Genomic DNA, 21,471 nt, shown 5'->3' on the forward strand with positions numbered 1-21,471 from the left:
ACAGAAATCGTCTCCGTAGGCCTGATAAACGAGCAACATTCAGCAATTCTGTGATTTCACTACTGCGCCGCCGGAATATCTGTCACTTCAGGATGCACTTCATCCGTCTCAACTGGCGTCGCCGCTGCCGCAACCGGGGTCATAATCTGTTCCCACGTCGCCTGTAACGCCTTCATGTTGAATTCCGGCTCACCTTTCGGCTGCAGCAGAATCAGCGCCATATCCTGTGATAACTGCTGACGCAGATCCTGATTCAACATTTCAACGGTCAGGCTGTTCAGGAAATCCTGACGCAAACGCTGATACTGCTCGGGCGCGATATCCACGACCTGATTTTGCAGCGAACGCAGACGTTGACCGATCAGAATATCGGTATCGGTACGGGCGTAGGTCGCGAACAGCTTCTGCAATTCCAGATTCTTTTGCGCTACCAGCGCGTTGAATTCTTCTTCCGGCAGGCCGTTATCACGCACTTTCGCCAGTTCACGCGCCACCGTGCTCAGATTGGCGGTAACCTTGTCGTTTGGCGATTCAATGTTGACAGCACACTGGGCGCGCTGGAACAACACGCGACAGTCAAAGCCGAGGCCGATGTCTTTCGCGTTGTTTTTGCTCAACGCCTGCTGAATGTGCCAGAACAGCGCTTCACGCGCTAAATCCGCGCGCCAGTAGCGCAGCAGCGCAGCGGACTCACGAATCGGCTGCCATGGCGTATCCCACATCACGGAGAGACGATCCTGGCGCACTGCGTCGGTCATGATGCTTACCGCTTCCGCACGCAGCGGTGAAAGCGTCGGCACTGGCGCAGGCGTTTCGCGTTTACCTTTCAGTTCACCAAACGTTTTGTTGATTTGCTCGGCCACCGAACGCGCATCGACGTTACCGACGATAATCAGCGTCATCGCATCCGGGGTGTACCATTTCTGGTAGAAATCATGAACTTTCGCCGCATCCACCGGCATTTTCACCGGCTCGGCAGGATCGTGGCCCAGCAGCGCTGACCCTTTCAGACGATAGCGCCACCAGCCCTCTTTGGTATCGACGGGCAGCGTGGTGACCATGTCTTCCGTGCTCAGCGCGTGATTCACGACCTCAGGGGTGATAGTCAGTTTGCCCATTGTATTCGCCAGATAGTTCAGCGACTCTTTCAGCAGATCGTTACGGTTATTGGGCAGGCTAAGATTGTACTGCGTGGAATCGTAAGAGACCGTCACGGGCGGCATCGGACGCTTAGGGTCAAATCCCTGCTGCCACAGTGAACGCACCTGTGCGGCATCAAGGCCGCCACTCTGGGTTAACGCAATACGGGGAATAAGATGACTGAAACCGCTCTGTTGAGTACTTTCGGTGAGCGAACCGGTATTTACCAGCAGACGGACCTCGATACGGTCGCTGGGGCGCTGCGGGGTGGCTAACACTTGCCACTGTAAACCATTTGCCAGCGTCCCCTGTTGCCATGCCGGGTCTGGCTGGAGCGCATCTGCCTGCACATAGCCAGCAGTGGCCATCATCAGCAAACCGCCCGCTATAAGTCGAATTTTTGTGCCCTGCATGTGAACCCCTGATCAACAATCCTGGTAATAAAAAGACAACCCCTGTTGGGTTTGCCTGAATATGACGTTAAAAACACTTCGTGTTAGACCGCAAGAACATGAAAATGTCACGGAAGAAGTGAAATAAACCCGATACCTCCATGTTGAAGGATTCGGGCCCAGGGGTCAATTATGCGCAGGAGGCCGCAGCCCCACAAGGGACTGCGGTCATAAGTGTCGAGATTAAGAGGATATTTCGTGCGTTTTGCCTTCAGGTGCACGATTATTCAGCACATCGTCAAGCTTCTTGTGGTCCAGTTCCTTCACCCACTTCGCCACAACCACCGTTGCCACACCGTTACCGACCAGGTTGGTCAGCGCACGAGCTTCAGACATAAAGCGGTCGATACCCAGGATAAGCGCCAGACCGGCAATCGGCAGATGACCAACCGCAGAGATGGTCGCCGCCAGCACGATAAAGCCACTTCCGGTGACGCCCGCCGCCCCTTTAGAGGAGAGCAGCAGAACCACCAGCAACGTAATCTGATGGAAGATATCCATATGACTGTTGGTGGCCTGGGCGATAAACACCGCCGCCATCGTCAGATATATCGATGTCCCATCAAGGTTAAACGAATACCCGGTGGGAATAACCAGCCCCACGACCGACTTGCGACAGCCGAGTTTCTCCATCTTGTCGAGCATACGCGGCAGCGCGGACTCGGAAGAGGACGTACCCAGCACAATAAGCAGTTCTTCACGGATATAACGGATAAATTTAAAGATGCTGAAGCCTGTGGCGCGGGCAATTGAACCCAGAACCACCACCACAAACACGATACAGGTGATGTAAAAGCAGATAATCAACTGCCCCAACTGCACCAGCGTACCGACACCATATTTCCCAATCGTAAAGGCCATCGCCCCGAACGCCCCGATTGGCGCCAGGCGCATGATCATATTGATGATGCCGAAAATGACCTGCGAGAAGCTTTCAATCACGTTGAAAATCAACTGACCTTTGCTGCCCAGACGATGCAGGGCAAAACCAAACAATACCGCAAACAGCAGAACCTGCAGGATGTTGCCGCTGGCAAAGGCGCCAATGACGCTGCCCGGTATCACATCCATCAGGAAGGCAACAATGCCCTGGTCTTTCGCCTGAGCGGCATAGACCGCGACCGCTTGCGCATCAAGGCTTGCCGGGTCGACGTTCATTCCGGCACCGGGTTGTACGACGTTGACGATGATAAGACCAATTATCAACGCAATCGTACTGACAATCTCAAAGTAAAGGAGCGCAACCGCACCTGTACGGCCCACTGCCTTCATGCTTTCCATACCTGCAATGCCGGTCACGACAGTACAGAAGATGACAGGGGCGATGATCATCTTAATCAGCTTAACGAACGCGTCGCCAAGCGGTTTCATTTGTGCGCCAATTTCAGGGTAGTAATGGCCAAGGAGAATACCAATGGCTATTGCTGTCAGGACCTGAAAGTAGAGGCTTTTAAACAGAGAGATTTTCATAAGGTGTCCTTGAAGTAAAAACCACAGGTCTTGTAAGGTTTTGGTTAACCTGCGGCCTTAAAATAACACCCAGACAACATGGCAGAAATGCACAAGGATCATAATTGAAACAAAAATGTTAAAAACCTTGAGCTGGCTCGCACAAGCCGGACCTTTTTAAAGTATTGTAATCACGTCAATTGTGCTTCAGGTAACGTTCTTCGAAGGTTTCTGCGGGTACAGCACGGGCATAAAGGAAGCCCTGAGCGATTTCAACGCCCGCCTGCGCCAGCCATTCACGCTGGGCTTCGGTCTCGACGCCTTCCGCCACCATCTGCAGATTCAGGCTACGCGCCAACAGGATAATGGCCGAGATCATGCTGTTATCTTCTGGCAGACCATCGACAAACATTTTGTCGATTTTCAGCACATCGATTGGCAGGGATTTCATATGCTGGAGCTGGCGCAGCCCCGCGTAGCCCATGCCGAAATCGTCCAGCGCGATACGCACGCCTGCGTTACGCAACGGACGCAGTATCGCCACGGCGGCATTCGGGTCGTCGATCCGCCGACTCTCTGTCACTTCCAGAATGAGCATGCCCGGCTGGATACGGTAACGGTTTAACAGTTCCAGCATATCTGGCACCATATTCGGGTGCATCAACTGGAGCGCCGACAGATTGACCGATAGCGGTAGCGTGATCCCCCGCTCCTGCCAGGCCGCGAGCTGGCGGCAGGACTCCTCCAGCACCCAGTGGCCCACGGTGACCATCAGGCCGCAGGATTCAATACGTTCAATCATCCCTTCCGGCAATTCCCAGCTTCCGTCCGGCTGTTGCATGCGCAGCAACGCTTCGGCACTCACCACCTTGCCGCTGCTCATCTCCACCTGAGGCTGTAACCACAGGGCAAATCGGTGGTTGTCCAGAGCGGTAAGAATATCACTCTCTTCGGTTAGCCGTTTCTGGGCCGCTTCCATCTGCTCAGGGTCGAAGAACTGAATCTGGTTTTTGCCCTTGTGTCGGGCGGTAAACGCCGCCGAGACCGCGCGTCCGTAGAGCTGTTCGGCGCTGAGATCGCCATAATACATCGCCACGCCAATGCAGCAGCTCGGACGCAGTTGGATCCCCTGCACTGGCAGTCGTTCATTAATGATAGTGAGTACTTGCTGACCTAGAGTAATCGCGTGCCACGGCTCTTTGACGCCGTGGGCGATAATGGCAAAATCGTAACCGCTAATCTGTGCGAGCACCATTCTCGGCGACAGCACCGATTTTAGCTTCTCCACCAGCGTCAGTAGCAGGATTTCCCGCTGCGCCTCTTTCAGCACGCCCGCCGTGTCGCGCAGCGTTTCACAGGTGACAATCATCAGCGCCGTGGTTTGCTGACGCGCCACTACCTGTTCAAGCAGCCCCATCAGGAACGCTTTGTTCGGCAGTTCGGAGACCGGAAAACGCATCGCGTTGTCCGTCTGCTCTTCGCTGTGGCGCTGGACCAGCTGCTGATTGAGGTTGTAACTGCGCACCAACAGGCCAATCTCATCGTCATGATGCAGACGCGGCAACGCCAGCTGATGTCCAATCAAATCCTGCTGCGGAATGTTATTCAGCTCGCGGGCAATTTTGCGCAGCGGGTGCAAAATCAGGCGATTCACACACCAGCTAATGGCCACCGTCAGCATCAGCGACAAAAGTAAGTAAATGGTCACTAACGTAGACAGCGTACTCATCACAAACTTATACATGCGGAAGGAGTCGGCCTGGAGCACCAGATACGCCAGCGGCTGTGGATTCGCAGGACGCTCAAGCGAATAGACGGGAAGCGAGATCTGCACCGGCAGTTCGAAGAGCCGGGTCACCATCACCGGCACGGGCCGTTCAGGGATAAAGCTCATGCGCAGCGCCTGAAACTGATTCGGCAGCACCACATCGGCCCGTTGCACCACCCCGGCCGGTTTGATACTGGCGAGAATCGCTTCGGCTCCGGGAATATCGGCTTTTAAAATTGAGGAAGAGAGAGGTTCACGTACAGAACGGGCAATACTTTCCAGTTGCGTCGCCGTGTTATAGCGGTTCTGCTGTACCAGATGAAACAGCAAAACGGTGCAAAACAAAAATACAAACACCATGACAACGGCAGCCACCATTGCCATCTGCTTAATTGTTAACGAGCGACTGACGCGCAATATTGTCTCCCCCCGGATATCCCAGATTGCCGCCCGAGTATACCCGATCGCAGCGACATTGAGAGAGGCTGTGTCGGAAAAGGACTTTTCTGATTATTGACTGCCGGATAGCACAGCGCTTATCCGGCCTGCGATCATAACCCTTACCAGTCCGCGTAAGGCACCAGCGGCTGCGGCGGTAAATCCATATCACCCTGCCATCCTGCGGCGGAATAGCGAACGTACAGCAGAAAATGGCTTGGCGCGTAGTCTTTAGCCTGTTGAATATCCACGGCAGTCCCGATAAACCAGTTAGAGGTCACCCGACGCTCGATCAGCGCCCGCGCGGTATAACCAAAGCCCTGGCTGCTACCGCCACCGTTGGTTTGTTCGCTGGCTTCCTGACGGTAATCCGATGGAATCAAATTCAGCAACGGATAACGTGGCATCGTTTTGGTGCGCGAATGCGACCAGGACACCGAACCGCCCAATTCCCAGGACCAGTTTTCCGTCCGCTGACGCCACATCACCGGCACGGCGAAGGACAGGTATTCCTGCGGACTGTAGTAACCGCCGTGGCCCAGTGAATAACCGCTCAGATCTTTGTCGTAGTGCCAGATCATATTGTTCAGGCCCACGGTCACGCGACGGTTGTTCTCGTTGATGATTTTGTAGTAGTAACCGGTCATCCAGCGGACGCGCCAGTTATCCTCAACGTTCTTCCCGGTCAACTGATCGGCACCAAGAGAGGCCCAGACGCCGTTGGCTTCACCTTTGTCGTAGCTGAGACTAATCCCGCCGCCGTCAGCGCGAACGCCGCCCCATTTTTTGCCCGTATTAATGTCGTTGCTGTCGCCGTTGTGGCTCTGCGCATCCTTTTGTCCGCCAAAGGCCAGCAGAGAACTGGAAATGGGGCGACGATGCGCGTTCAGGGTATAACCCAACGGCCCGATGTCATTGCTGTAACTGACGCCGCCGACAACATCGACGACATTGAAGCCCATCGGCGTGGTGCCGATATCCCAGCTCCAGGTGTCATTCTTCCAGCCGACGGCGACGCTCGCCCCCGTATCCGACTGGCTGCGGCTGCCGCTACAGTCTTCCAGCGTACAGGTGCCCCAGTTATTGTCGTAGCGGCCATTCGCATCGGTTGAGAAGCTGCCTGCATTCATATTGACCAGATCGGTACGGAAGAACATGCGACCGTCCGAATATGGCGCATCCACATGCAGCATGGTGGTATGCGCTTTCAGATCGGAATAGCCGCCGGTGCCGCTCGATCCCCAGTAGTCATGCTCCAGCGTGACGTTCAGATCCTGCTGGCGATATAAATCCGCCGCGTCGCTGCGCACGCCGCGCTTCAGCCAGTCATCTTTCTCATCGTTACGGGTCAGACGAGTAAAGGTGTCGTTATCCTGCGGACGCGTTGGCGTGATGCCGGACGCCACCATCGCGTCTTTATAGGTATCAAGCGCCTGCTGCGGCTCGCCGCTCTGCGCCTGGAAATTCGCGGCGTCACGCAGCACCATCGCGCTTTCCATTGACGGCGGCTGCGCTTTGGCCTGCGGAATCAGAGTGTTGAAGGTCTGCGTTGCGGCAGCGGTATCGCCAAGCTGCATCTGCGCCAGCGCAATCCGCCGCTGCATGTTGATCGACGGGGTCTGCGTTGCGGGCAGTTTTGCCAGTTGCGCTCGCGCGGCGGGCTTGTCGCCCTGGGCGATGTACACTTCTGTCAGACCCAGCATCGCATCGACGTTGTCCGGTTCGCGCGCCAGCACGGCGTCGTAAGCACCTCGCGCCGCATTGTATTCCCCGCGCTGCTGCGCCCAGTCGGCCAGCGTTAAGTCGAGACGGGTCGACGCGGGCTGTTGACGTAACAGCGCTTCGGCCTCGGCTTCCCGGCCGCTGTCGCGCAGGCGGTTAGCCGTTTCCAGCACTTGGTTGCTCTGCAACCGTTCTGCCAGTTCCTGAATGTTGCTGTTCCACTGACTGCGCGGCAGGCTGTTGATATGCGCCAGCGCCGCCCGATCCTGATTATTGCCGGACAGGTACAGTCCGTACGCGTAAACCTGTTCCGGGTCGTTGGGTTTCTGGCGCGCCAGCGCACTCATCTGTGCGTCAGCCTGGCTGCGCTGCCCGGCCTGCCACAGATCGCGTGACAGACGATAGGTTATCCAGACGCTGCCCGGATCCAGCGCCAGTCGACGGCGTTGCAGTTCCGCCGCCTGCGCCCAGTTGCCCTGGTTCTCCAGCGTTTCAGCCTGCTGCGCCAGGCGATCGTTTTCCAGACCGCGTTCAATGTCATCAATGCTGCGACGCTGACTGGCAGAGAGCGTGGCGATAAACGCGGAGGCTTTCTCCGGCGACTGCGCGCGATAAAGGTTTGCCAGACCGCGTACGGCATTGGTGTTGCCGCTGTCCATGCGCAGCGTCTGCTGATAGTAGCGTTCGGCAGCCGGATAATCTTTCCGCGCCATTGCCGCATCGCCCAGTCCCAGAACCGCATAGCTGTCGGTATTGTCGATGTTTCTGGCCTGCTGATAGAGGCGTTCAGCCTGGTCAACATTGTCGGCTTTCAGCGCGGCGTCGCCCTGCTGAATCGCCAGCCAGTAGCTGTTCACTTTCAACAGGCTTTCCCACTTGCTGCGGCTCCCGCTTTGCGGATCCATCGCCAGTGCTTTCTTAAACTGCGCAACGGCGCTGGCGCGATCGCCACGCTGAGAATAGGCCTGCCCCAGCGCGCCCACGACCTCGCTGTCGCTTTGGTTCGCTTTCACCGCCTGTTGCAGTTCAGAGACCGCCCGTCCGCCCTGTCCGGCTTCAACTGCCGCCAGACCCTGCGCACGCGCGCGGAATGTAGGATCGGAGAGCTGTTTTTGCTGTTCGCTAAGCTTACTGCGCGCAGCGGCCACGCTGTCCCCTTCACTGAATACCATGAGGTATTTTTGCAGCGCCTTCACGCTGGCGTCGCTGACCGGCATATCCTTGATCTGGGTGTACCAGATATTGGCTGCGGCATTCCGCCCGGAGTTGGATTTCGCCATCTGCTCCAGAATCACAAAGCCTTCCGCTGGACGATCGTTATCAAACAGCAACTGCGCCAGCGTATTTTGCAGCGTGTTATTGCCTGGACTGCGGGCGTTAATTGCCTTCAACTGATTGATCGCCTGATTGCGGCGGGCAGGAATTTTTGCCACCGCGCTCCAGTATTCCACTTCCAGGTCGCCTTCCGGCGGGCTGCCTTTGAACAGCTTATCGTAGGCGGCAACCGCTTCCTCAGCATGCCCGGTCGTCGCCTGTAGACGCGCCTGCTGCAAAGACTGGCGCCCTTCTGGCGTCGCTAACAGCATGGTCGTACGGGAAGATTGATAGGCGTTAGAACTCGGCGCTAACTGAGAAAGTCTTTCAAGCTGCTTCTGCGCGCCGTCGTTATCGCCCTGACGCAGCATGTAGCGAAAACGGGCAGCGACCACGTCCGGATTATTCGGGTCAATCAGTTCGAGGCGATAGAGCGACTGACGCACCAGATCTTCACGGTGCGTGGCTTCGCCTAACCGCACCTGCTCCAGCAACTGCTGTTGCGCCGACGGCGCCGCGTCGGCAAAGGGCATCAGGGCAATGCCGAGTGAGACCCCGAGTAAACTTAATTTGAACTTGCGCATTCCTGGCCCCAGTCAGGTAGTAGCTCACCTTTAGCGGTGAAGCGATAACGATGCTGATCCCACCCTTGTCCGAAGAGGGTTAGCACGTAGCTATAGTAGGCATCGCTGCCAGGGAAATGGTCCGTCACGCGCTGTCGCTGCACCGCTTGTGCGTCGCGGTTTTGCAGGAAAGGCAGTAAGGCCGCAGAAAAGCCCACCGGGCCATTGCCCTGCGCTTTGCCGCTGGCGACGTCCACTTTCTCCGGAGGGAGACCGTTTTTAGTTGTCAGGGTTGCCATCGGTTTGAATTTTGCCAGCAGCCGCGCTTTCTGCGGGTCGCCGTCATGCATCATGCCCGCCCACAGGTAGACGCGAATCGCGTCGTAACTGCTGACCAGCGTTTTCTCTGGCTTCAGTTGCCAGCCTTTGTTTTTCTCGTAACGGACCCAATCCGGCGAGAAGCCTTTCGGCGCGGTTTCTAACAGCAGTCGCTGGTTGGTTTCGCGCAGGGTGGACCACGGCGCGCCGAAGCGGGCGAAATACTGCGCCAGCTGCGGCGGCAGATAGCTCGGGTTGAAGCGCCAGGTGTTGGCTTCGGCAAAACCAATCTTGCCGGGTAACAGCATGGAGCCCAGCCCCGGCACCGTTACCACTTCTTCGCTGGCAATCCGCTTCAGCAGGGCTTTGCCGATATCGGTGTAGCGCGGCTCTTTCCACAAGCGTCCCGCCTCCAGCAGCGACCACGCGATCCAGATATCGCCATCAGAAGCGGAGTTGCTATCCAGCACCGCCCAGGTGGAAGGATCTTTTTGTCCCCACAGCCAGGCGGGCAGATGCTCCTGTAACGACCCTTGCGCGAGGTTATTCTGCGTCCAGTCAAGTAACGCATCAAAGGCCCGGCGATCGTTGGCGGCGAGGGCAAAGAACATCGCATAACTTTGCCCTTCCGAGGTGGTAATTTTGCGTGCATCACTGGGATCAATCACCCGCCCTTCCTGACTGATGTAATCCTTTTTAAATTGCTCCCATGCAGGCCAGGTACAGGCCGCCTGTACACTCAGCGCGGCCAGCATTAACACCATGACTATCCCACTACGCAACGCGTTCATTATTTATCACTCATGATCCGGATCGAGACGGCGGCGACTGATGATGCGCAGCAGACGCCACAGCACCCAGGCCAGTAACACCACGCTGATGGCCGCCAGTACCGCTAACAGCACCGGATGGTTGGCCAGCGCGTACCACAGACGTTCAAACCACGGCAGGTGACCCACGTAGTAGATATCGCCGACGCGTAAACTGCTCACGCCAGATTCGCGGATCACAGAGACGGAACCAAACATTGCCGCCCGTTTACCGCTGTCATTGATGGCCTGATTCAGCAATTCATAGCCGCGCGGGCTGTCTGCCAGCAGCGCCACTACGCTACGCTGATCGCTGAACGGTGACTGGAAGCCGACGACCGCAGCCATCGGTCCACTTGACGTCACCGTCGCCTGCGCATCCGCTTTGCGATCGGCTTCATCCGGCATGATGCTCGGGAACGTCGTCTGGCGCATCGGGGTTTTCACCCAGCTCTCCGCCGCCTGAACTAACAGGTCAATACGCTTGTCGTCTTTCAGTTTGTCCGGGATCGACCCGATAATCAGGATGTCTGCCTCTTTGCCCTGAATCTTGCTGCTGTCATCGGTGATGGTCAGGTTAATCGCCGGGAAGCCGGTTTGCGCGCCGATGGTCCCGGTCGCGTCGAGCAGGGTTTCCATCTGCGCTTCGTTCGGGTTTTTCGGCATCACGGTGATGGTTTCGGACAAGTCCGCCATACGGCTGAACGGGAAGCCTGCGTTCGCAAACGCACGCAGATCCGGCATCGCAATGAAGTGGTAGTACTTCGAGAAGTCGATGGTGGAGTCGTCGCCAATCACCACGTGGTTCGGCACCGGCTGGAAGGTAATACAGTTTTCAATCGAGCCGCCCGGCATCGGGTTCATGTACTCGAAGTCAAACCGCAACTGGTTCATCGCGCCCAGCTTCAGCGCCGGGATGGCGACATCCGTTTTCCCGTCCAGCAGCCCTTGCAGCACCGGCAGACGCAGCAGCAGACGGTTGCTCTTCTCATTGCTGGTCAGACTAAAGGCTTGCAGGAACTGGTTGTTCAGGCTGATGTCCATGCGCGAGCTGTCTTTGGTCGGCGGCGTGGTGTAACGGTAATTGAGGTTCATATCAATACCGGTACTGCGCAGCAAATAGAGATCCGGCGGCAGGTTCAGAGAGACGTTGATGGCGGCAGGTTCCATCCCGGTGGACTGCAACTGCTCTTCATAGGTTTTCAGTTCGCCGAAGGTCACCGGGCGATCGGTACGGACCCAGTTTGGCGCATCGTATGGTTTACGCGCCAACAGCGGCTTCACGTCGTTCACCTCCACGCTGCTACCACGGAAGAGGATATTGCCCTGGGCAATGCCTTTCGCCGCCTGCAGCAGATCGTTATCGTCACGACCAAATACCACCAGCAGTTTCACATACGGGTTATCCGGATGGCCGATCATTTCGATAACCGGCGCTTTCACCGGCGGATGTTCACGCAGGAAATCAGGTCGTTTGTCGTTAGTGGCAAAGACGATGGCATTACGATCCGGCAGCGCGTTGTACAACACCGGGAAGTGCTGACCCCGCCAGCCCGCCCGGGAGCCAAACCAGGAAGACACGATCGACGCCGCCTGTTGCAAGGTACTATCTGGTGCTCCGGCAAAGACCATCGGCAGCGTCACCGCACGGCTGTCACGCGGATCGAAGAACGGTACCGGGAAGTGCGAGAGATCGTTTTGCACTTCCAGCGTCTGGTAAGTGAGGTCCAGCATGCTGCTGCGACCGACGTCCAGCCACAGCGTACTGCTGGCTGGGTTTTCACAAACCTGCTGGTAGTGACCGACAAACTCCAACCGCACGCGGTTAAAATCGGTGATAAACAGCGGGTTGATCGGCATTTGGGCCAGCGTCTTTTTACCCAACTGTTCCTGGGTGACCGGCAGCACGCCCATCAGCTCATCATTCAGGTAGACCTTGAGCTGCGACTGTACCGGTAGCAGTGAAGGTGACGGCGTGTACTCCAGGTTCAGTACGGCTCTGGAGACGACCTCATCGCTACGCATGCCAAACTCAATACTGCCGTTTGGGTTCACGCCACGCAGCACCATGCTGCCCGGCGGCGGCGCTATCTGCGCAAACGTTAGTTTCACGTCCCGGGAAGGGCCATTCTGCGCCACAATCGGCGCATCGGCTCCCGGTACACCCGGCATCACCTGCCCCACCGGCTGATTTGCATCTGCCTGTGCAGGTTCGGCCGCAGCCGGGGCCACGGTTGGCTCAGCATTTATCAGTGGTTGCGTTGCAGGCGTCGCATTCGTCATGAAAGAAGGGATTGCGCTCATCCCCATTGCCACTGCACAAATCCAGGAAAGTTTTCTTTTCATCGCGTTATCATCATTGTTGAGCCATAACCTGATCCGGCTGTTGCACCGCCACCTCGTCCTGCTCAGGACGGCGTGGAATGAACGACACAACCCAGGAAACCAGAGAAGTCAGAGACCGGAAAATTATTTTGACAGAAGACGGGGAGAACTCCGCAAGATGGCGATAGCCACGGAAACCCAGCTTCAGAATATCCAACAGGCTTTCCAGCGGTTTATCTTCCGGATAGCTGTCCTGCCAGAGCGCCCATGTATCGGCACGAGCAAACGTACACTGCACAAAATCGATATGCTGTTTGGTGGTCAGCGGCATCAGCTGTAGCCCCACCTGTTCACCCCAAACGCGCGCGACCTGCGTCGGGAAGACATACTCCTGCTGGCCGCGTTTGAGCAGTAAATTCACCTTCTGCCCTTCCAGCACCTGGGCCTGACCGTTGATCTTGATCCCCAGACCGCCGTCGGAGAAATCATGCACGGTGCACGAGAACAGGTGTCCGTCTTCACGGGCAATCGCCGCTGGCATGGAAATTTCGACACGGTGTGAACGGCGAACCTGTTTACTTTCTACCGACACCGCAACCGCGCCGCCGAGGATAATCAAGTTGTAGAACACCCACACCAGGCTGACGATAACGGTCAGCATTTCATTTTCCGGCCCGTAGAAGTAACGCCAGACGCCCACCGCCACGCCGAACAGGTTAATCAGCACGAGGTAGATGTACGGACGGGAAATCACCCAGTCGACATACTCTTCTTCCACCAGTCCGCCCTTCGCGGTGACGTTAAACTTCCCTTTGTGCGGGTTGATCAGCGCCACCAGCGTCGGCGGCGCGATATACCAGGCCAACACCGTTTCGTAAATCTCACTCCAGAAAGAGTGGCGGTACTTACCCTGAATTTTCGAGTTGGTCAGGCTGGCATGGACCATGTGCGGCAGTACGAACAGCGCAATCATCAGCGCTGGCGCATAGATGATATAGGCATGCAGCAGCAGGAACGCCAGCGGGGCGGTCAGGAAGATCAGCCGTGGAACGCCTGACAGGAAGTGGAACATGGCGTTGACGTAACATAATCGCTGGGCGAACTTCAGCCCCTTGCCGGTCAACGGGTTATCGAGACGGAAAATTTGTACCATCCCGCGCGCCCAGCGAATACGCTGACCGATGTGGGCAGATAAACTTTCGGTTGCCAGCCCCGCCGCCTGCGGAATACGCATGTACGCGGAGGTATAACCGCGACGGTGCAGACGCAGCGACGTATGCGCATCCTCAGTCACGGTTTCAACGGCAATGCCGCCAATTTCATCCAGCGGTTTACGGCGAATTACCGCACAGGAGCCGCAGAAGAAGGTGGCATCCCACATGTCATTACCGTCCTGCACCAGACCGTAAAACAGCGTGCCTTCGTTTGGCGTTTTGCGAAAACGTCCGAGGTTACGTTCAAACGGATCCGGCGAGAAGAAGTGGTGCGGCGTCTGCATCATCGCCAGATTCTTGTCTTTCAGGAACCAGCCCATCGTCATTTGCAGGAATGAACGCGTCGGCACGTGGTCGCAGTCAAAGATCGAGACAAACTCGCCTTTGGCATATTTCAACGCGTTGTTAATGTTCCCGGCTTTGGCGTGTTCATGGGTGGTACGGGCAATATATTTTACCCCTACGGTCTGGGCGAACTGGCGGAACTCTTCACGTCCGCCATCGTCGAGGATCCAGATATTGAGCTTATCTTTCGGCCAGTCGATACCCAGCGACGCGTAAATGGTGTTTTTCACCACGTGAAGGTCTTCGTTGTAGGTCGGCACAAAGATATCGACCGTCGGCCACAGCGACATGTCTTTTGGCAGCGGCACCGGCTGGCGGTTCAGCGGCCAGACGACCTGGAAGTAGCCCAATACCAGCACAATCCACGCATAGGTTTCGGCAAACAACAGGATCAGCCCGCAGACCAGACTCACCGGGTCATCCCAGTTCAGCGTAGAGGTATAGCGCCACCAGATATAACGGCACGATACCGTCAGCGACAGCACAATCAGCATCAGCGCGGAGAAGCGCCCCGGCATGCGGCGCACGATCAGCGCAACGCCCCACAACAGCATCAGGAAGATAAATTGCGCCAGCGGGTTAAACGGTTGAGTCACACAAATCAGCGCCAGAATCAGCGAGAAGGTGACGATAATCCCGATGATAAAGCGACGCGCGCCAGGGCTCAGATGGCCGAGTTCTTTTTGTTTATCCAGATGCGTGGTGTTCTGCGTCACGCGTCCCGGTAGCGCGTCCATCCACTGGTGGTAACGCCCGACGAAACCTTGCAGGCGGGAAAAGGTCTGCCAGCGGGGTGGTGTCGTCTCCTGACGTGGCGAGGCCGCCATCAGCCAGAAGGTCTGAATGGCGTAACGAGCAGGATCTAAAGGGCGCGGGCGCGCGGCGTTAATATGGGGATAGAGCGCCTTACGTTCGGCACGGATCCGCTGCCAGCGTGGATGCTCCAGCGGGATAAAGACCCACGCGAGAATCACCCACAGACAGCCCAGCGCCGCGCTAAAAGGCGACGCGCCATGACGACGATAACCCTGATAGCGCTCGCTTAAACGGGCGCTGACCGGCGGGATAAGCAACCACCGGGACAGGACACTCATGATGCGCTCCCGACAGGGGTTTTATGGCCTGAGTAATGTAATAAACACCAGTTTGCCAGCGTCAACACTTCTTCTGCAGCCAGCGAGTCGCTGCGGTATTCACCCAGCGGCTGTTTTGTCGCCATGCACTCCGCCACGGCTTCATCGCGGTGAATCACCATTGGCAGTAGACGACGCTGACTCTGTAGCCAGACCTGGTAGAGATCGTCCTGCAACTGACTGCCAACGCGTAAGTCATTGATCAGAATATGCGCGCCCGCCGGCAGCGACTGCTGATGCAAACGAACATGGCAGTTGGTGTCAGCTTTGACAATCGTCAGCGTGTGGTCGCACTCATTGACCAGTTGCCGGGTCAACGGCGCGCACCCCGGAGGCAGATCCAGTAAAATCCACGAGTATCGTCCACTCTCTTTCAGAGCACGAATACCGGCCGCGATACCGCCCAGCTGTTCCAGCCAGCGGTCGGGATATTCACGTTCCTGAGCCGTCAGTTGACCAAACGGCAGCAAATCAAGTTGCGAGGTGTAGCGCATCCCACCGTCCTGCCAGTCACGACCATCGAGCATTGCTCTGGCCCAGCCGTCGCGATGACTGAAATCAACGTTGAATGACAGGCGCAACAAATTATCGGGGCTGGTATCAATAACCAGTACGTTTTCCCCTAATAATTGCAATGACCAGGCCAGCGCAGCAGCGATCGACGTCGTGCCTACCCCGCCTCGTATGCCCTGGAGTCCCAGAATGGCCATTCACGGCTCCCTTATTGTTGTTGCGCAAATTCAGCCAACAGCGGCCAACGTTTAATCGCGGCGGCAAGCTGTTCACGCTGGGAAATATCGGTGTAATCAAATTCTGGCAATGAAAAAGCCTGGCTTAATGCCAGGAAATCGTTTTGAAAGGTATAGCCCAATGTTGAATCAGTTTGCGTGCCGGGTTCGTTGTCAGACATTTTGTTTTATCCCTTTGAATAGACTCGCCATGCTTCAAACATTTTTTCTGTTTGCATTCCGCTTTGTCCCCATCGAAATTCGATAAGGCTAAAAGTTGCTCATTTTCTGAGTTGTTTTTTCGTGAAAATACGCGTCATGGAATCGGAAAGGCCGATGTTACAAGGCTTCTTGCTCGCCAAATTGATTCACATGCTAAATCTGATACGTTTTAATTTCAATGTTAGGTTTATTTCTGGGCTTTCGCTAGTAAACTGATAAACAGATAAAATAGCGACCCGAGGAACGCTGTGGACCCTGTATTTTCAATTGGCATCTCATCATTATGGGATGAACTACGCCATATGCCAGCCGGTGGAGTCTGGTGGATTAACACTGATCGCGTTGAAGATGCTATCAGTCTGGCGAATCAAACGATTGCTTTTCAGACCGGGACTGCAAAAGTCGCGGCCATTTCTATGGGCAGCGATCCTGGAAAAATATTCAAATTAGATGAATCTCACGGCCCGGAAAAAATTCAGTTATTTTCTATGCCAAATTCTGAGAAGGGTCTATACTTTATGACCCGAGATTTACTCTGTTCTCTGGATCCGACGCATTACTTATTCATTCTTATTTGCGCAAATAACGGCTGGCAAAATATTCCAGTTGAACGTTTGCGTCTGTGGCTGGACAAAATGAATAAATGGACGCGTCTCCATCACTGTTCTGTAGTGGTGCTTAACCCCGGGAATAATAACGATAAACAATTCTCTCTTTTAATGGGGGAATACCGATCGCTTTACGGTCTCGCCAGCATGCGTTATCAGGGCGATCAGCATTTGTTTGATATTGCCTTCTGGTGCAACGAAAAAGGCGTCAGCGCTCGTCAGCAACTCACCATCCGCCATCATGACGGTCAGTGGGAACTGGCACAGAAAGAAGAGGCTGAAATCCAACCCCGTAGCGATGAAAAACAGATCCTGAGTAATGTCGCCGTGCTGGAGGGGGCACCGCCGCTCTCCGAACACTGGAAATTATTCGATAATAATGAAGCTTTATTCAATGAGGCGCGTACGGCCCAGGCGGCAACGCTGATCTTCTCGCTTCAGCAAAACAGCCAGATTGAACCCATGGCGCGTAGCATTCATACCCTGCGTCGCCAGCGGGGAAGCGCGCTGAAAATCCTCGTGCGGGAAAACATCGCCAGCCTTCGCGCCACCGATGAACGCCTGCTGTTAGGCTGCGGTGCCAATATGGTGATTCCGTGGAATGCCCCGCTCTCACGTTGTCTGACGCTGATTGAAAGCGTTCAGGGCCAGCAATTTAGCCGCTACGTGCCGGAAGACATCACGACGCTACTGTCGATGACCCAGCCGATGAAACTGCGCGGTTTTCAGAAGTGGGATGTGTTCTGTGAAGCGGTGAACAACATGATGAGCAACACCCTGCTGCCTGCCGACGGGAAAGGGGTGATGGTAGCGTTGCGGCCCGTTCCGGGTATCCGCGTTGAGCAAGCCTTAACGATGTGCCGCCCGCACCGTACCGGCGATATTGTCACCATTGGCGGCAACCGCCTGGTGCTGTTCTTGTCGTTTTGTCGCGTGAACGATCTCGATACCGCGCTCAATCATATCTTTCCGCTCCCGACCGGCGATCTCTTTTCTAACCGCATGGTCTGGTTTGAAGATAATCTCATCAGCGCTGAACTGGTGCAGATGCGTTTACTGGCGCCAGAGCAGTGGGGACAACCGCTGCCGCTGACCCAGAACGTGAAGCCGGTCCTCAATGCCGAGCATGACGGCAAGACGTGGCGCCGCATTCCACACCCGCTACGCTTACTGGACGATGAAACGGAGCGCTCATCATGATGACCATCAGCGATATCCTGCAGATCATTGTTGTTTGTGCGCTGATTTTCTTCCCGCTGGGGTATCTGGCACGCCATTCACTTCGGCGGATCAGTAATACGACCCGGCTGTTATTTGCGAAACCTCGTTATGTTAAACCGGCCGGAACATTGCGCCGCACGGTGATTTCCAGGGCAACGAAAAAATGACTCAACAAACGCAAAACGCATCACTGCCTTCACCACTCTGGCAATACTGGCGCGGCCTTTCTGGCTGGAACTTCTATTTCCTGGTGAAATTCGGCCTGCTCTGGGCGGGCTATCTTAATTTTCACCCGCTGCTGAACCTGGTCTTTATGGCCTTCCTGCTGATACCTATTCCGCGTTACAGCCTGCATCGCATTCGTCACTGGATAGCCATTCCGATCGGCTTTGGTCTGTTCTGGCACGACACCTGGCTGCCTGGTCCGGAAAGTATTATGAGCCAGGGCTCGCAGGTGGCCGGTTTTAGCGCGGACTATTTACTGGATCTTGCCACCCGCTTTATCAACTGGCAGATGATAGGCGCCGTGTTTGTCCTGCTGGTCGCGTGGCTGTTTTTGTCACAATGGATTCGGGTTACCGTTTTTGTGGTGGCGATTCTGGTCTGGCTGAACGTCCTGACGCTGGCAGGCCCCAGTTTCTCTCTGTGGCCGGCAGGTCAACCGACGACCACGGTGACCACCACGGGCGGTACGGCGGCAGAAACGGTCGCGACCGCCGGAGGAACGCCGGTCGTCGGTGATATCCCGGCACAGACCGCGCCGCCGACCTCAGCGAATCTCAACGCATGGTTGAACACATTCTACAATGCGGAAGCCAAGCGCAAAACGCCTTTCCCGTCAGCGCTTCCTGCGGATGCGCAGCCGTTTGAACTGCTGGTCATCAACATCTGCTCGCTCTCCTGGTCCGATATTGAAGCCGCAGGGTTGATGTCGCACCCGCTGTGGTCGCATTTTGATATTCAGTTTAAGCACTTCAATTCTGCCACCTCGTATAGCGGCCCGGCGGCGATTCGTCTGTTACGCGCCAGTTGTGGACAGCCCTCGCACACCAATCTGTATCAGCCAGCAGGCAACGAATGTTATCTGTTTGATAACCTGTCAAAACTGGGTTTCACGCAGCATCTGATGATGGGGCATAACGGCGAGTTCGGCGGCTTCCTGAAAGAGGTCCGTGAAAACGGCGGGATGCAGGCTGAGCTGATGGATCAGAAGGGCTTACCCGCGCCGCTGTTGGGCTTTGATGGTTCTCCGGTTTATGACGACACCGCCGTGCTGCAACGCTGGATGGAGACCACGGAGAAAGATAAGGATTCTCGCAGCGCCACCTTCTACAACACCCTGCCGCTCCACGACGGTAACCACTATCCGGGCGTAAGCAAAACGGCGGATTACAAAGCCCGCGCACAGAAATTCTTTGATGAACTGGACGCGTTCTTCACTGAGCTGGAGAAATCAGGGCGTAAGGTGATGGTTGTGGTCGTCCCAGAACACGGCGGAGCCTTAAAAGGCGACAGGATGCAGGTCTCTGGTCTGCGTGATATCCCAAGCCCGTCGATTACGAACGTCCCGGCAGGAGTGAAATTCTTCGGCATGAAAGCGCCACATCAGGGTGCGCCGATTGTCATTAACCAGCCAAGCAGCTACCTGGCGATTTCTGACCTGGTGGTGCGCGTGCTTGACGGTAAGATCTTCACCGAAGACAGCGTGGACTGGACGAAACTCACCAGCAACCTGCCGCAGACGGCGGCGGTCTCGGAAAACGCCAACGCGATCGTTATCCAGTATCAGGACAAACCGTACGTCCGTCTGAACGGTGGCGATTGGGTGCCGTATCCGCAGTAACGAACGGGAAGGCATCACATACGCCTGGCTCAGTAGGCGTAATTGATGCAGGCAGTTTGGTCACGGCCAGCGCGCAAGAACCGGAGCGTACACGTAGTACGTGAGGATTCTGAGCACTGCCCGGGGCCAAAATGACAAATAAAATAGCCTAATGAGTCAGGTGCTTAGCGTCATATCGCCGCTATTTGCAATGGCAACCGTTCGCGGCTATCCTTAACTTGTCTAGAGATAGGGATGCCCCCGTTGTGTTGCCTGGTTTACCGAGCAATGTGCGGGGGTTTTCTACATCTAGCGTCATTGCCGCCAGGGATCAAGCCCCCGCAACGTTGCGCCTCACCGGGTCACCCGGCTTGGAGCAGATTCTACGATAACCCGCCTTGCCCGACATCCGACACGCTTTCGCTTTGCGTGACGCCTCGCAATCAGTCAACTGGCAGAGACCCACACTCTTCTGTAGAATTGCGTCCCCTCGCGGTCATCAAGCCGTGACGGCTATTTTTGGCAGGGGACTCCATGCAGCACGACACATCACCACTTTGCGATCACCGCGCATCCGGCAAACCGGCATCGCAGACTTTACCGTTTACCCGCTACGATTTTGGCTGGGTGCTGCTGTGCATTGGCATGGCGATTGGCGCAGGAACGGTATTAATGCCGGTGCAGATTGGGCTGAAAGGCATCTGGGTTTTTATTACCGCCTCTCTGATTGCCTATCCTGCCACCTGGATCGTACAGGATATCTATCTGAAAACGCTCTCCGAGAGCGAAACCTGTCATGACTATACCGATGTCATCAGCCATTACCTGGGGAAAAACTGGGGTGTCTTCCTTGGCGTGATTTACTTCCTGATGATCATCCACGGCATATTTATCTACTCGCTTTCCGTGGTGTTCGACAGCGCATCGTATATCCGCACCTTTGGCCTGACTGACGCCGACCTTTCACAGTCGTTGGTCTATAAAGTGGCGATTTTTGCGGCTCTGGTGGCGATCGCCTCCGGCGGTGAGAAGTTGCTTTTCAAAATCTCCGGCCCGATGGTGGTGGTGAAAGTCGGTATCATCGTGGTGTTTGGGCTGGCGATGATACCCCACTGGAACCTGAGCAATATCACCGCTTTCCCGCAGGCGACGGTGTTCTTTCGCGACGTGTTGCTCACGATCCCCTTCTGCTTCTTTTCGGCGGTCTTCATTCAGGTTCTCAACCCGATGAATATTGCCTATCGCAAGCGTGAAGCGGACAGAGTACTGGCAACCCGCATGGCGATTCGCACTCACCGTATCAGCTACATCACGCTCATTGCGGTGATCCTGTTTTTCTCCTTCTCGTTCACCTTCTCTATCACTCACGAGGAGGCGGTCTCCGCCTTTGAGCAAAACATTTCCGCACTGGCGTTAGCCGCGCAGGTCATACCTGGCCCGATTATTCACATCACCTCGACGGTGCTGAATATCTTTGCCGTCCTGACCGCGTTCTTTGGGATCTACCTGGGATTCCACGAGGCAATGAAGGGCATTATTTTGAATGTGCTGGGTCGCGTCGTTAACGTCGGGAAAATTCCTTCGCGCGTGATTACGCTGGGGATCTGCGTGTTTATCGTCACTACGCTGGTTGTCTGGGTTTCGTTTCGCGTCTCAGTGCTGGTGTTCTTCCAGTTGGGCAGCCCGCTGTACGGCATCGTCTCCTGCCTCATCCCGTTCTTCCTGATTTATAAGGTCGCTCCACTGGAAAAGCTGCGCGGTCTGAAAACCTGGCTGATTTTGCTCTACGGGATCCTGTTGTGCCTGTCGCCACTGCTGAAACTGATTGAATAGAATTAAAAAAGCCCGAGGGCGTAACCGCATCCTCGGGCCTGGAGAAG

The 21,471-nt window shown here is 55.8% G+C and carries 13 protein-coding genes; 4 read left to right on the forward strand and 9 right to left on the reverse strand.

Going from position 1 to position 21,471, the window contains the following annotated elements:
• Positions 1 to 59: 59 nt before the first annotated feature.
• The 9 genes from OGY35_RS07720 to bcsR form a co-directional block, all read right to left on the reverse strand.
• A complete protein-coding gene (locus OGY35_RS07720) occupies positions 60 to 1,553 on the reverse strand; it encodes a M16 family metallopeptidase (protein ID WP_286631911.1) in 1,494 nt (497 codons plus the stop codon).
• 222 nt (positions 1,554 to 1,775) lie between these two features.
• On the reverse strand, positions 1,776 to 3,062 hold the full coding sequence (dctA, locus tag OGY35_RS07725; RefSeq protein ID WP_178825113.1) for a C4-dicarboxylate transporter DctC: 1,287 nt from the start codon (positions 3,060 to 3,062) through the stop codon (positions 1,776 to 1,778).
• 175 nt (positions 3,063 to 3,237) lie between these two features.
• Positions 3,238 to 5,226, reverse strand: coding sequence for a biofilm formation regulator HmsP (gene hmsP, locus OGY35_RS07730; RefSeq protein ID WP_152400472.1), 1,989 nt, complete (start codon positions 5,224 to 5,226; stop codon positions 3,238 to 3,240).
• Between the two features lie 143 nt (positions 5,227 to 5,369).
• Positions 5,370 to 8,867: a cellulose synthase complex outer membrane protein BcsC gene (gene bcsC, locus OGY35_RS07735; protein WP_286631912.1), complete on the reverse strand. Its 3,498-nt coding sequence runs from the start codon at positions 8,865 to 8,867 to the stop codon at positions 5,370 to 5,372.
• Positions 8,849 to 9,955: a cellulose synthase complex periplasmic endoglucanase BcsZ gene (gene bcsZ / locus OGY35_RS07740; protein ID WP_286631914.1), complete on the reverse strand. Its 1,107-nt coding sequence runs from the start codon at positions 9,953 to 9,955 to the stop codon at positions 8,849 to 8,851. Before bcsZ ends, bcsC begins: the two co-directional genes overlap by 19 nt.
• Positions 9,956 to 9,961: 6 nt before the next feature.
• On the reverse strand, positions 9,962 to 12,319 hold the full coding sequence (gene bcsB / locus OGY35_RS07745) for a cellulose biosynthesis cyclic di-GMP-binding regulatory protein BcsB (protein ID WP_286631916.1): 2,358 nt from the start codon (positions 12,317 to 12,319) through the stop codon (positions 9,962 to 9,964).
• Positions 12,320 to 12,329: 10 nt separating this feature from the next.
• A complete protein-coding gene (gene bcsA, locus OGY35_RS07750) occupies positions 12,330 to 14,951 on the reverse strand; it encodes a UDP-forming cellulose synthase catalytic subunit (RefSeq protein WP_178828172.1) in 2,622 nt (873 codons plus the stop codon).
• A complete protein-coding gene (bcsQ, locus tag OGY35_RS07755) occupies positions 14,948 to 15,700 on the reverse strand; it encodes a cellulose biosynthesis protein BcsQ (protein ID WP_286631918.1) in 753 nt (250 codons plus the stop codon). The genes bcsA and bcsQ overlap by 4 nt, the downstream gene beginning before the upstream one ends.
• Before the next feature lie 11 nt (positions 15,701 to 15,711).
• Entirely contained in the window at positions 15,712 to 15,900 is a 189-nt protein-coding gene (bcsR, locus tag OGY35_RS07760; protein WP_042323607.1) for a cellulose biosynthesis protein BcsR, read from the reverse strand.
• Positions 15,901 to 16,188: 288 nt separating this feature from the next.
• Between bcsR and bcsE the strand changes: the two genes are divergently transcribed.
• The 4 genes from bcsE to OGY35_RS07780 all read left to right on the forward strand — a co-directional run bounded on the left by bcsE (position 16,189) and on the right by OGY35_RS07780 (position 21,424).
• Complete coding sequence (gene bcsE, locus OGY35_RS07765; protein WP_286631920.1) at positions 16,189 to 17,748, forward strand: cellulose biosynthesis c-di-GMP-binding protein BcsE; 1,560 nt, start codon at positions 16,189 to 16,191, stop codon at positions 17,746 to 17,748.
• Positions 17,745 to 17,936: a cellulose biosynthesis protein BcsF gene (gene bcsF / locus OGY35_RS07770; RefSeq protein WP_042323160.1), complete on the forward strand. Its 192-nt coding sequence runs from the start codon at positions 17,745 to 17,747 to the stop codon at positions 17,934 to 17,936. The genes bcsE and bcsF overlap by 4 nt, the downstream gene beginning before the upstream one ends.
• Positions 17,933 to 19,612: a cellulose biosynthesis protein BcsG gene (gene bcsG, locus OGY35_RS07775; protein WP_178828166.1), complete on the forward strand. Its 1,680-nt coding sequence runs from the start codon at positions 17,933 to 17,935 to the stop codon at positions 19,610 to 19,612. The genes bcsF and bcsG overlap by 4 nt, the downstream gene beginning before the upstream one ends.
• Before the next feature lie 513 nt (positions 19,613 to 20,125).
• Complete coding sequence (locus OGY35_RS07780) at positions 20,126 to 21,424, forward strand: SLC5/6 family protein (protein ID WP_286631922.1); 1,299 nt, start codon at positions 20,126 to 20,128, stop codon at positions 21,422 to 21,424.
• The last annotated feature ends 47 nt before the right edge of the window (positions 21,425 to 21,471 follow it).

The sequence above is a fragment of the Citrobacter sp. Ct235 genome (assembly GCF_030332305.1).
GTDB classification, from domain to species: domain Bacteria; phylum Pseudomonadota; class Gammaproteobacteria; order Enterobacterales; family Enterobacteriaceae; genus Citrobacter_A; species Citrobacter_A telavivensis.